Here is a 12494-nt window from a genome sequence, read left to right as displayed (position 1 = left end):
GCTCACACCTCCCCGGGCTCGTCGCCGAGCGCGACCGGCACGCCGACCAGCGAGCCGTACTCGGTCCAGGAGCCGTCGTAGTTCTTCACCTGGTCGTGCCCGAGCAGCTCCCGGAGCACGAACCAGGTGTGCGAGGAGCGCTCGCCGATCCGGCAGTACGCGATGGTCTCCTTGCCGTCGTCGAGCCCCGCGTCGGCGTAGATCCTGCGCAGCTCGTCGTCCGACTTGAAGGTGCCGTCCTCGTTGGCCGCCTTCGACCAGGGCACGCTGATCGCGGTCGGGATGTGCCCGGCCCGCTGCGCCTGCTCCTGGGGCAGGTGCGCGGGGGCGAGCAGCCGGCCGGCGAACTCGTCGGGGGACCGGACGTCGACCAGGTTCTTGGTGCCGATGGCGGCCACCACCTCGTCGCGGAAGGCCCGGATCGAGGTGTCCGGCTCCTGCGCGACGTACTGCGTGGCGGGCCGGGTCACCGCGTCCTTGACCAGCGGACGGGCGTCCAGCTCCCACTTCTTGCGACCACCGTCGAGCAGCTTGACTTCCCGGTGTCCGTAGAGCTTGAAGTACCAGTAGGCGTAGGCGGCGAACCAGTTGTTGTTGCCGCCGTAGAGGACGACGACGTCGTCGTTGCCGACGCCACGCTCGGAGAGGAGCGCTTCGAACTGGCTCTTGTTCACGAAGTCCCGGCGCACCGGGTCCTGCAGGTCGGTCCTCCAGTCCAGCTTGATCGCGCCGGAGAGGTGGCCGGTCTCGTAGGCGGAGGTGTCCTCGTCGACCTCGACGAAGACGACGCCCGGGGTGTCGAGGTTCTTCTCGGCCCAGTCGGCCGACACGAGTGCGGTGTCGCGACTCATCAGATCACTCCCTGGTGAGGATGGGCGGTGAGCCAGCGCGCGAGAAGCGAAGTTGTCGATGTCGCACCACGCGCGGGACCCATGGGTTAGGACGGATCACGGGTTCGTGCGACGGCGCCGCTGCCGGGCGAATGGGGTGGAGGCACCGGAGGGTACGCGGACCCTGCGTGCCGATGGTCGCGTCAGGCGACCGAGGACAGCCCCGCCGTCAGATGGCGGGGCGACACAGGCAGGTGGCCACGCGGCACAGGTCGACCGCGCGCCGTTTGGTGAGGAGAGTCCCCATGGGCAGCGAGCCTATCAGCCGTCGAGCTGAGCGCCAGGGTGTCGACCAGCATCCGGGAATCGGCGCCCGTCGACCGGTATCCGCCCCGGCGCCCACCGACCGGCCGGTTCAGCCCGCGGAGTTGAGGGGCACGTCGGTCGCGTCCGCGGTGACCGCCAAGCCGTCCGGCGTCGGCCGGACCTCGCGGACGGTGAGCTGGAAGGGCAGCTCGGGCAGGGGCACGTCGACCGAGATGCTCCGGGCGTAGTTGTTCAGCAGCGTGCGCGCCAGCGGGACGTCCGGCAGCCCCTCGGCGTTCAGGTCGTTGAAGCGGAGGCTGACCTTCCCCTGCTCGCCGACCGCCACGTCGGCGGTGCCGGTGACGGTGAGCTGTTGGCCGAGGACGTCCACCGGCGCGGTCACCGCCAGCTTCCCGCCCTGCTCGCTGAGCTTGAGCCCGGGCCGGTCGAGCAGGGCGGCGAGGCTGTCGTAGCTGATGGTGGCGGTGCCGTTCACCGTCTTGGCGACCACCTCACCCTGCCCGGAGCGGAGGGTGTCCAGCGAGGCGGTGACGTCGCGCGCGTCGATGTCGAGCGTCGGCAGGCTGACCGCGTCGCCCTGGACGGAGCCCCGGACCTCGCGCAGCACGATCGAGATGCGCTCGTACCGGCCGTCGAGCACCTGGTTCAGGAACGGGAAGCCGCCGACCTCGACCTCGGGCGGCGCGGACTGGGCGCCCTGCTTGGCCACCTCCTGGCGGACCTGGTCGGTGATGGCGCGCTCGGCCACCCCGACCGCCACCCGGTCGGCGACCACCAGGATCCCGACCAGCAGCAGGAGCAGTACGACGAGCACGACGATCGCCCGACGACCCCGTCGCCGGGGACGTTCCACATACGCCGGTTGCGCCTGGGCCACGCCGCCTCCTGTCCGTGGGCCGCTTCGCGGCTCGTCCTGTCACGTCCGCCCGGTCGCGGCGGGTCGTCGCTGCCGGTGCCGCGCCGTGGCGCCCGCTTGTTACCCGACCGGCGACGGGCTCAACCGTACGTAGAGAGACTGGCGGGAAACCCTGCGACGGCTGCGGCGGGCCCAGCCGACGACCGGCGACGTTGGAGATCGACCCGGATACGACACCGGTATCCGGACCAATCTCCGCCTTGCCGGATCGCCGCCTGGACTCCGCCTCGCTCGCCCCGAGGTTTCCCGACAGTCTCTCAGAGGAAGAGCATGCACATCGCGTAGGCCGCCGGGGCGGCCAGCGCGAAGCCACCGAGCGGCCCCTGCATGTGCCGGGCGATCCACATCGTCGGCGCTTCGCCGGCCATCAGCCGTCCGGCCTCGGCGTAGCCGACGGCGAGGTCGGCCAGGACGGCGGCGACCGCCGCGACCAGGCCGATGATCGCGGCCTTGGTCGGCGTGAAGGGGGCCACCAGGTAGCTGCCGAGCACCGCGCTGACGAGCGTGCCGACCATCGCGCCGCCGACCACGCCGGCGGCGCCACGGGGCACCTGCGGGGCGAGCCGGGGCCAGGGCGCCACGGCGTCGACGGCCCGGGCGACGGTGAGCGCGACGCCGCTGGCGGTCAGGCAGACGGTGATGGCCTGGGTGCCCGCGGGGACCCGGCTCAGCACGATCAGCGTGCCGAAGGCGACCACGCCCACCACGATGAGCAGGGTGCTGCCGAGCGAGTCGGTGACCCGGACCCGGTCGACCCGGCGCACCAGCTGACCGAGCACGCCGAGGAGGAAGCCGCCGGCCGCGACGTAGCCCAGCGGCGCGAGCCCGGCGACCTCCGACTGCACCGCCGCCACGTCGGCCGCCACCGCCACCCCGACGCTGACCAGCGCGACCAGCAGCAGGGCCGGCGGTCGCATGGCCATCGTCCAGGCCAGCACGAAGAGCAGCTGGACGCCGAGGATGATGATCACGAAGGGCAGCCGGTGCCCCGGCCCGGAGGTCTGCGCCCCGAGCACCAGGCCGATCCCGAGCAGCACCGAGAATCCCGCGACGGCGAGCGAGAGCGGTCGCCGGACCTCGACGGGCGGGATCTCCTCCTCCTCCGGCTCGTCCGTCACGTCGTCCGGTCTCCGCGCCGGCTCGCCGCCTCGCCGGATCCGGCGGGGGCCGCGCCGCTCACGGCGGTCACCGTCGTCGGTGCCGGGCGCACTACGCTGCTCCGGCGGCGGACCGTAGGTCGCCCCGGGCCGGGGCCCGTCGGACCAGGAGTCGCGACCGGCGTCGGGCGAGGTGGAGGGAGACACGCCCCGATCGTGCCAGACCGGCCGCGCGGAGCGGAGGCCCCGCCCGCCCGTACGGGGATCACGGTTTCGGCAACGTTAAAACCCGAGCCCCGATCGCGGGCAAAGCGAACAAACGGGAAACGGTCCAGGGGCGCGGAGGGACCAATCGGTTAGGCTCGTGCCGTTACCCGCCCGTCAGAGACGCCGGGACCCACGCTAGTTCTCAGCACACCCCTCGACCGGAGTGTCGCTGGTCGCGCGCGGCCGACCGGCCGCCGGGACGGAGGTGATCGTGGAGATCCTGCTGCTGGTAGGCGCCCGTGCAGGTGAGCCGTCCGCCGTGCTGCCGGCACTCGACCTGCTGCCGCACTCGGTGCGCACCGCGCCGCGCGACGTACGCACGCTGGTCTCCGGCCCGAGCCCGGACGCGGTCCTGGTGGACGCCCGCTCGGAGCTGACCGAGGCGCGCGCGACGTGCCGGATGCTGCACGCCACCGGCCTCGGTGTGCCGCTGGTCGCGGTGGTCACCGAGGCAGGGCTGATCGCGCTGAACGCGGACTGGGGCGTCGACGACGTCATCCTCGCCTCGGCGGGCCCGGCCGAGGTGGAGGCGCGGTTACGGCTGGTGGTGGGGCGGCACAGCAGCGCCGTCGCGGGCGCCGGCGGCTCGATCCGGGCCGGGGAGCTGACGATCGACCCGGACACGTACGCGGCGAAGCTCAAGGGGAGGCCGCTCGACCTCACCTACAAGGAGTTCGAGCTGCTGAAGTTCCTGGCGCAGCACCCGGGCCGGGTCTTCACCCGGGACCAGCTCCTGCGCGAGGTCTGGGGCTACGACTACTTCGGCGGCACCCGCACGGTGGACGTGCACGTCCGGCGCCTGCGGGCCAAGCTCGGCTCGGAGTACGAGTCGATGATCGGCACGGTTCGTCAGGTGGGCTACAAGTTCGTGGTGCCGCCGTCGCGTCCACTGCCCGAGTCGGAATCCGCGCCGCTGCCGGTCTGACCCAAGACTGTCCAAGCTTTTCCCATATGCCCCTTTCGCGTAGGTAGTCAGACTTATCCTGATTGCCTGGTTTGCGGCGAAAGGCATGGTGGGACGTGCGATGACCAACGGGGGCGGCACCTGGCGAAGGGGCCGGGTACGAGGGCTGCTGCGGCCCGGCTCAACCGGACGCTCGGCCGCGATCGCCGTCCTGGTGGTGGCCGCACTGCTCGGCTCAGCGTACGTGCTCGGCCGGAGCCTCATCCCGGACCGGCCGCACCAGAGCGCCACCGGGGTCACCGGCGACCCGAACAGCAGCCGCTACGCCGACCAGCCCCCGATCGTGCCGACCGAGACCGAGCAGTCGGACCAGGACGGCGATCGCAGCGCGCCGCCCGAGGCCGGACAGGACGGCAACACGAGCGACGCCAACGGGGACAGCCTCTTCGGGGCGCACTCCACCACCGGCGACGAGCGGGTCGCACTGACCTTCGACGACGGGCCCGATCCGCAGTACACCCCGCAGGTCCTCAACGCGCTGCGCGAGTTCGGCGTCCGGGCCACCTTCTGCGTGGTGGGCGAGATGGCCGAGAGCCACCCCGACCTGGTCCGGGCGATCGTGGCCGACGGGCACACCCTCTGCAACCACTCCTGGAACCACGACGTCGCCCTCGGCAAGCGGTCACCGGACGTCATCCGGGCCGACCTGCTCCGCACCAACGAGGCCATCCGGGCCGCCGCCCCCGACGCCCCGATCGTCTGGTACCGCCAGCCCGGCGGCGCCTGGACCTACCCCGTCGTCTCCGTGGCGAACGCGCTGGGCATGACGCCGCTGCACTGGACCGTGGACCCGGCGGACTGGGAGGCGCCCGGAGCCGCGCGAATAGCCGCCACCGTCACCTCCCAGATCGAACCGGGCTCGGTGGTGCTGATGCACGACGCCGGCGGGAACCGGCAGGGCACCGTGGAAGCGCTCTGGCAACTCCTTCCGGAGCTGACCGCGCGGTTCGAGCTGGAGGCGCTGCCCACCGACCGGACGTGAGCCGACCGACCGGGGGACGGCGGCCGCCGGAAGATCGCCGGGCTACGGTGGACGGATGAGCAGCGCCGAGCCCCGCGTCGACCAGGTGACCCGCGCCGACCGGCTCTCCCCCACGGAGATCGCCGATGTGCTGGCACTGGCCCGCGTGGCCGGCGACACCGACGGGGCCGATCCGTTCGACGAGCACACCCTGCTGCGCCTGCGTGACCCCGACGCACCCGCCGTGCACCTGGTGGCCCGGGCCGACGACCGGGCGCTGAGCGGGTACGCCCACCTGGACACCACCGACCCGGGCGCCGGTGTCGGAGTCGAACTGGTGGTGCATCCCGCATATCGGCGGCGCGGCACCGGCCGAGCACTCGCCGGGGGCGTACTGGCTGCGGCCACCGGCCCGCTGCGCGCCTGGGCGCACGGCGACCACCCGTCCGCCGCCGCGCTCGCGGTCGACCTCGGCTTCGCCCGGGCCCGGGTGCTCTGGCAACTGCGTCGCTCGCTGACCGCCCCGCTGACCGCGCCCGGCCTGCCCGACGGGGTGACGGTGCGCGCCTTCCGGCCCGGGGCCGACGACGAGGCCTGGCTGGCACTCAACGCCCGGGCCTTCGCCGAGCATCCCGAGCAGGGCAGATGGACCGCCGACGACCTGCGGGTACGGCTGGCCGAGCCCTGGTTCGACCCGGAGGGCTTCCTGCTCGCGGTGGAGGAGTCGACCGGCCGGCTGCTCGGGTTCCACTGGACGAAGGTGCACGAGCGCCCGGGGTCGGCCCGCATCGGCGAGGTGTACGTGCTGGGGGTGGACCCCTCGGCGCACCGCGGTGGTCTGGGTCGGGTGTTGACCGCCGCCGGCCTCGAATACCTGCGCGACCGGCGCGGGCTGGACCGGGTGATGCTCTACGTCGACGAGTCGAACTCCCCGGCGGTCGCCCTCTACGAGCGGCTCGGATTCCTGCGCTGGTCGGCGCATGTGAACTACCACCGGGGCTGACCCGCGCGTTCGACACCGCTCCGCTGATCCCCGCCCGGCCCTGATCCCCGCCCGGCCCTGATCCCCGCCCGGCAGGGCGGTGCCACCGGCGGGCGGCCCGGGCGGGCGGCGTGAACACGTACCGCAACCGCCGCCCGGCTGCCCGGCGCCGATGGTTCACCGGCACCGCCACCCGGCGTCGTGTGCCCCGCGGCGGATCCGGTGAGTGCCTCTCGGCACACCGGAGCGGCCGACGGCCGGAGCACGCGGTCCGGCGGCCTATCGTCGAGACCGCTCGCCGCCGCGCCCGCCGGTCTCCCCGGGATAACAGGCTCGGCACGGCCGAGTAACAGCCGACCGGAAATATACCCATACTTCCGACACGCGTCCGCGAGTTCACTTAACGGACAACCCGCCCTCGGCGAGCGGTCATCTCGTCTGCCGAACCTGTTCACCCTGCGTTCACTTGCGACCGGCGAACCGGCTACCTGGCGCTCCTAACTTGTGGAATCGGCCGGTCACTGCCGGTTCTCCCCGGACCACCGGGGCGCCAAGTCAGACGTGAAGGGAAACCCCTCAGGTGAAGCTCCAGCGGTATGGCACTCTCGCCTGCCTCGCTGTTACTGCGACGCTCGCTCTCAGTGCATGCGGCTCGGACAACAACGAGCCCGCGACCGGCGCCAGCGCCTCCGGCTCGGCCGCCGCGGTCGACTGCGCCTCCGGCACGGTCAACGCCCAGGGCTCGTCCGCGCAGAAGAACGCGATGGACGAGTGGATCAAGGCGTACCAGCAGAAGTGCACCGACGCTAAGATCAACTACGAGCCCAGCGGCTCCGGTGCGGGCATCTCGGCCTTCATCGCCGGCACCGCCGACTTCGCCGGCTCCGACTCCGCCCTCAAGCCGGAGGAGCAGCCGCAGGCCGACGCCAAGTGCGCCGGTGGCAAGGCCATCCACCTGCCGATGGTGATCGGCCCGGTGGCCATCGCCTACAACCTCGACGGCGTGGACAACCTCCAGCTCAAGCCGGCCACCCTGGCGAAGATCTTCGCCGGCAAGGTGACCAAGTGGGACGACGCCACCATCAAGGCCGACAACCCCGGCGCCACGCTGCCGTCGACCGCCATCAACGCGGTGCACCGCTCGGACTCCTCCGGCACCACCGACAACTTCACCGCCTACCTGAGCAAGACCGCCGAGGCCGACTGGACCTTCGGCAAGGCGAAGGAGTGGAAGGCCCCGGGTGGCACCGGCGCCGCGAAGTCGGACGGCGTCGCCAGCGCCATCAAGGGCCAGGCCGGCACCATCGGCTACGTCGAGTGGTCGTACGCCGAGAACGGCGGCCTGAAGATGGCCAAGCTCGGTAACGGCGCCGGCGAGTTCGCCGAGCTGACCGCCGAGTCGGCCGGCAAGACCATCGCCAGCGCCGCGGTCGAGGGCCAGGGCGACGACCTGAAGCTGTCGATCGACTACAACACCAAGGAGGCCGGCGCCTACCCGCTCGTCCTCGCGACCTACGAGGTCGTCTGCAGCAAGGGCCTCCCCGCCGACAAGCTGCCGCTGGTGAAGGGTCTGCTGGGCTACGCCGCCAGCACCGAGGGCCAGAACTCGCTGACCGAGCTCGGCTACGCCCCGCTGCCGGAGACCGTCCGCACCAAGGTCGAGGCCGCGGTCAAGAACATCTCCTGACCTGACACACCACCTCCGCAATCGAATCGAGCGAGCAGATGGGTGAAACCCCCCACCGCTCGGCCGACGCCGGCACCGGCGGAACCCGCGTGACTGAGAGTCACGAGCGTTCCGCCGGTGCCTCGGCGCGTTTGGTCGAGGCACCAGTCAGCACCCGTACCCCGGGCGGCACCGGGCTGGGCGGCGGCGGCGCGTTGCCGCGGGCCCGTGCGTTCGGCGCCGAACGGGGCTTCCGCGGCCTCACCCTGGCCGCAGGCACAGTGGTCCTGGTCATCATCGCGGCGATCGCGGTCTTCCTGGTCGCGAAAGCGGTACCGGCGATTCGCGCCGACACCGAGAACTTCTGGACGTTCGAGGGCTGGTTCCCGAACGACTCGGAGCCGAAGTTCGGCATCGGCGCCCTCGCCTTCGGCACCGTCCTCACCGCCGCACTCGCGCTGCTGGTGGCGGTACCGGTCGCCCTGGGCATCGCGCTCTACCTGTCCCACTACGCGCCGCGCCGGGTCGGCACCACGCTCGGGTTCCTCATCGACCTGCTCGCGGCCGTACCCAGCGTGGTCTTCGGTCTCTGGGGTCGCGAGATCTTCCTGCGGCCGGTGCAGGACTTCTCGGTCTGGTTGAACAAGTACTTCAGCTGGATCCCGATCTTCGGCGGCGAGGGCCCCTTCGGCAAGTCGATCCTGCTCGGCTCGCTGGTCCTCGCGATCATGGTGCTGCCGATCATCACCTCGCTCTCCCGTGAGGTGTTCCTGCAGACCCCGACCGCCAACGAGGAGGCCGCCCTCGCGCTGGGCGCCACCCGCTGGGAGATGCTCCGGACCGCGGTGCTGCCGTACGGCCGGCCCGGCATCATCGCCGCCGTCATGCTCGGCCTGGGTCGCGCGCTCGGCGAGACCATCGCCCTCGCGATGACCCTCGGCATCACGTTCAACATCTCGTTCAACCTGATCCAGAACGGCGGCAACAGCATCGCCGCGAACATCGCCAACACGTTCGGCGAGGCGAACGAGACCGGACGGGGCGCGCTGATCGCCTCCGGCCTGGTGCTCTTCGCGATCACGCTCATCGTCAACATCACCGCGCGCGTGATCATCTACCGCCGGCGAGAGTTCACGGAGTCGGCCGCATGACCACCACCGTCACCAGCCACCGCCCCCGCCCGGCCGCCCAGCCGGAGAGCCTGCGGACCAAGCGACTCCCCCGGTACGCCGCGCCGGCCATCGCGCTCGCCGCGCTGCTGGTCGCCGCCGTCGTGGTGTACGGCGCCGGCATCGGCGGCCCGGTGCTCGTGGTCGTCCTCGGTGCACTGCTCTACCTGGTCGGGCTCTTCGTCGCGGCGAAGGCGGTCGAGGGGCCGCGCGCAGCCCGCAACCGCACCTGGAGCGCGCTGATCCACTCGGCGTTCGTGCTCGCCGTCCTGCCGCTGGCGTCGGTGGCCTGGACGCTGATCAGCAAGGGCGTCGAGCGGCTCGACGGCGACTTCTTCCTCACCTCGATGAACAACATCGGGGCACGGGACCCGAACGGTGGCGCGTACCACGCCATCATCGGCACCCTGGAGCAGGTCGGCGTCGCCGCCCTGATCTCCGTCCCGCTCGGCATCCTCTGCGCCATCTACATCGTCGAGTACGGCCGGGGCAAGTTCGCCTTCGCGATCCGCTTCTTCGTCGACGTCATGACCGGCATCCCGTCGATCGTCTCCGGTCTCTTCGTACTCGCCTTCTGGGTGCTGATCGTCTCGCCGTGGTTCAACGACGGCCGGCCCAGCTTCTCCGGCTTCGCCGCCGCGCTCGCGCTCAGCGTGCTGATGCTCCCCACGGTGGTGCGCTCCACCGAGGAGATGCTCCGGCTCGTCCCGGCTCCGCTGCGCGAGGGCGCGTACGCCCTGGGCGTGCCGAAGTGGAAGACCATCCTGCGGGTCGTGCTGCCGACCGCGCTGCCGGGCATCGTGACCGGCGTGATGCTCGCCGTCGCCCGTGCGGCCGGCGAGACCGCGCCGGTGCTGCTCGTCGCCGGCGGTGGCGCGGCGATCAACTTCAACCCGTTCGAGAACAACCAGTCGTCGCTTGCGCTCTTCGTCTACCAGCAGGCCGGCGACGCGTCGCGGTACGCCCCCGCCCGGGCGTGGGCCGCGGCCCTCACCCTGGTAGCCCTCGTCCTGATCCTGACGATCGCGGCGAAGCTGCTGGCCCGTCGTAACCGGCTCGGCCGATGAACTTCGGAGGTACCACCACCATGGCCAAGCGCATCGAAGCCTCGAACGTGACCGCCTACTACGGCGCCTTCAAGGCGATCGAGAACATCAACATCACCGTCGAGCCGAAGACGGTCACCGCCCTGATCGGCCCGTCCGGCTGCGGCAAGTCGACCTTCCTCCGCTCGATCAACCGGATGCACGAGGTGCTCCCCGGCGCCCGGGTCGAGGGCAGCCTCACCATCGACGACCAGGACATCTACGACCGGGACGTCGACGTGACCGCCGTCCGGCGCATGATCGGAATGGTCTTCCAGCGGCCCAACCCGTTCCCCACCATGAGCATCTACGAGAACGTGGTGGCGGGGCTGCGCCTCAACGGCGTACGGAAGAAGTCGATCCTCGACGAGGCCGCCGAGAACTCCCTGCGCTCCGCGAACCTCTGGGACGAGGTCAAGGACCGGCTCGGCAAGCCCGGCGCCGGCCTCTCCGGCGGTCAGCAGCAGCGGCTCTGCATCGCCCGGACGATCGCCGTCGAGCCGCAGGTGGTCCTGATGGACGAGCCCTGCTCGGCGCTCGACCCGATCTCCACGCTGGCCATCGAGGACCTGATGTTCCAGCTCAAGGACAAGTTCACCATCATCATCGTCACGCACAACATGCAGCAGGCCGCCCGGGTCTCGGACCGTACGGCCTTCTTCTCGATCGAGAAGACCGGCGACCCCGGCCGCCTCATCGAGTACGACAACACCCAGAAGATCTTCAGCAACCCGAGCCAGAAGAAGACCGAGGACTACATCACCGGCCGCTTCGGCTGAGCCGCATCCCGGCGGCAGCCGGTGACTCCGACACGAAAGGGCTCCCGATCGACTTCGATCGGGAGCCCTTTCCCGTGCGCCTTGATCAGTTCCCCGGAGACGAGTTCGGCGTCGCTGCGCCGCAGAAGCTCCGGAGCTACCCCGAATTCGGGGATCGGACCGCCCGGCGCCAGCCGAATGGGAAATCCGGCCGCACGGGCGAATGCCGATTCCGGTCACGCCGCGAAGTGGCAGTTCGTGGCCCGCTGATGTAGCCCCGGTCGCCCTTGACGTAGTAGCCACAGGGGGCGGCCTGAGCCGCGCCCGGGCATGCCGGTGATCGACTCGGGCTCCTTGATGTCGGGCCGTCTGGTCGTGGGGATGCCGCGACTTCACGGAAGTCGAGTCGATCATTCGGGCGGCCGGGGCGGATAGGCCGTGATGTCCGGTTTGGGCGGGCGCGATCCCGGACGGCTCGACCCGTCTGGGCGGTTGGGCCGGGTTCGGGAGTGTGACCCCAACATCCCGGGGTCGAAATCCTGGCCGGGCCGCCGGCGTTGAACACGTCCGCACCCGGGCGCCGACAGCGCTCAGGAGAGCAGGAAGCGCCCGCCGCCTTCGCCGGACAGCTCCAGGCGCGGGGTGACCGGGGTGGCGGCGTCGCGGGTGGTCGCCGCGCGCACCACGCCCGCCAGATCGGCCGCCGCCGCCACCTGCCCCAGCGTGACGAGGGTCGGCGGCAGCATGCTCAGCTCGCCCGCCTCCGCCTCTGCCCGGGCGGCCGCCGGCGAGGCCCAGAGAGTGCGGTCGGCCTCGCGTGAGACGTCCCGGGTGCGCTGCCCCTCGGGCAGCAGGGCCACGAAGAAGTACGTGTCGAAGCGGCGCGGCTCGAACTCCGGCGTGATCCAGCGGCTCCAGGGCAGCAGCAGGTCGGAGCGGAGAGTGAGCCGCCGCTCGGCGAGCAGCTCCGCGAAGCCGATCTCGCGCTTCTCCAGGGCCACCCGGGCGGCCTCCCAGTCGTCCCCGCTCACGTCGCCGAGCACGCTCGCCGGGTCCGCCCCGGCGAGCAGCACCCCGGCCTCCTCGAAGACCTCCCGGGCGGCGGCGCAGACCACCGCCTGCGCGGCGTCTGGCGCGAGCCCGAGCCGCTCGCCCCACTCGGCCGGCGTCGGCCCGGCCCAGTCCAGGTGAGCCTCGGAGTCCGACCGGTCCACCCCGCCGCCGGGGAAGGCGTACATCCCGCCGAAGGCCATCGCGGCGACCCGCCGGATCAGGTAGACCTCGAAGCCGGTGCCGGCCGGGCGGAGCAGCAACACGGTCGCCGCCACCCGGGGGGCCGCCGGTACGCCGCCCTCGGCACGGAACCGCTGGGCGTGCTCCACCAGAGCCGGCGGCGCGGGGAAGCCTTCGGGGTCGATCGTCATGCCGTGAGCCTAGGGCCGCGACGCCGGGAGAGCATGATCGGCCGTTCA

The 12494-nt window shown here is 71.7% G+C and carries 12 protein-coding genes; 7 read left to right on the top strand and 5 right to left on the bottom strand.

From position 1 onward, the window contains the following. Nucleotides 1–2: 2 nt before the first annotated feature. From D7147_RS21280 to D7147_RS21270, 4 genes are all read right to left on the bottom strand, one after another. Nucleotides 3–851: a sulfurtransferase gene (locus tag D7147_RS21280; protein WP_120680362.1), complete on the bottom strand. Its 849-nt coding sequence runs from the start codon at nucleotides 849–851 to the stop codon at nucleotides 3–5. Between the two features lie 208 nt (nucleotides 852–1059). Further along, a complete protein-coding gene (locus tag D7147_RS33550; RefSeq protein ID WP_325050676.1) occupies nucleotides 1060–1137 on the bottom strand; it encodes an Ms5788A family Cys-rich leader peptide in 78 nt (25 codons plus the stop codon). A gap of 108 nt (nucleotides 1138–1245) precedes the next feature. After that, nucleotides 1246–2034: an LmeA family phospholipid-binding protein gene (locus tag D7147_RS21275; RefSeq protein WP_120680361.1), complete on the bottom strand. Its 789-nt coding sequence runs from the start codon at nucleotides 2032–2034 to the stop codon at nucleotides 1246–1248. Nucleotides 2035–2330: 296 nt separating this feature from the next. Next, nucleotides 2331–3377, bottom strand: coding sequence for a hypothetical protein (locus D7147_RS21270; protein ID WP_120680360.1), 1047 nt, complete (start codon nucleotides 3375–3377; stop codon nucleotides 2331–2333). Between the two features lie 265 nt (nucleotides 3378–3642). Between D7147_RS21270 and D7147_RS21265 the strand changes: the two genes are divergently transcribed. The 7 genes from D7147_RS21265 to pstB all read left to right on the top strand — a co-directional run bounded on the left by D7147_RS21265 (nucleotide 3643) and on the right by pstB (nucleotide 11043). Beyond that, nucleotides 3643–4362 (top strand): winged helix-turn-helix transcriptional regulator, encoded by a 720-nt coding sequence (locus D7147_RS21265; protein WP_187398626.1) that lies wholly within the window; start codon nucleotides 3643–3645, stop codon nucleotides 4360–4362. A gap of 100 nt (nucleotides 4363–4462) precedes the next feature. After that, entirely contained in the window at nucleotides 4463–5383 is a 921-nt protein-coding gene (locus tag D7147_RS21260; RefSeq protein ID WP_120680358.1) for a polysaccharide deacetylase family protein, read from the top strand. Nucleotides 5384–5438: 55 nt separating this feature from the next. After that, nucleotides 5439–6365, top strand: a complete 927-nt coding sequence (gene mshD, locus D7147_RS21255) for a mycothiol synthase (protein WP_120680357.1) — start codon at nucleotides 5439–5441, stop codon at nucleotides 6363–6365. A gap of 559 nt (nucleotides 6366–6924) precedes the next feature. Then, nucleotides 6925–8031: a phosphate ABC transporter substrate-binding protein PstS gene (pstS, locus tag D7147_RS21250; RefSeq protein ID WP_120680355.1), complete on the top strand. Its 1107-nt coding sequence runs from the start codon at nucleotides 6925–6927 to the stop codon at nucleotides 8029–8031. Nucleotides 8032–8069: 38 nt separating this feature from the next. Continuing rightward, nucleotides 8070–9161 (top strand): phosphate ABC transporter permease subunit PstC, encoded by a 1092-nt coding sequence (gene pstC / locus D7147_RS21245; RefSeq protein ID WP_120680353.1) that lies wholly within the window; start codon nucleotides 8070–8072, stop codon nucleotides 9159–9161. Then, nucleotides 9158–10246 (top strand): phosphate ABC transporter permease PstA, encoded by a 1089-nt coding sequence (gene pstA / locus D7147_RS21240; RefSeq protein ID WP_120680351.1) that lies wholly within the window; start codon nucleotides 9158–9160, stop codon nucleotides 10244–10246. Before pstC ends, pstA begins: the two co-directional genes overlap by 4 nt. Nucleotides 10247–10266: 20 nt before the next feature. Then, on the top strand, nucleotides 10267–11043 hold the full coding sequence (gene pstB, locus D7147_RS21235; protein ID WP_120680655.1) for a phosphate ABC transporter ATP-binding protein PstB: 777 nt from the start codon (nucleotides 10267–10269) through the stop codon (nucleotides 11041–11043). A gap of 569 nt (nucleotides 11044–11612) precedes the next feature. On the opposite strand, the gene D7147_RS21230 is transcribed toward pstB, so the two are convergent. Next, on the bottom strand, nucleotides 11613–12446 hold the full coding sequence (locus tag D7147_RS21230; RefSeq protein ID WP_120680349.1) for an NUDIX hydrolase: 834 nt from the start codon (nucleotides 12444–12446) through the stop codon (nucleotides 11613–11615). Nucleotides 12447–12494: the final 48 nt, after the last annotated feature.

Source organism: Micromonospora musae (genome assembly GCF_003626545.1).
Lineage (GTDB): Bacteria > Actinomycetota > Actinomycetes > Mycobacteriales > Micromonosporaceae > Micromonospora > Micromonospora musae.
The sequence above is the reverse complement of the archived record's forward strand: the minus strand, read 5'-3'. Positions and strand labels throughout refer to the sequence as shown.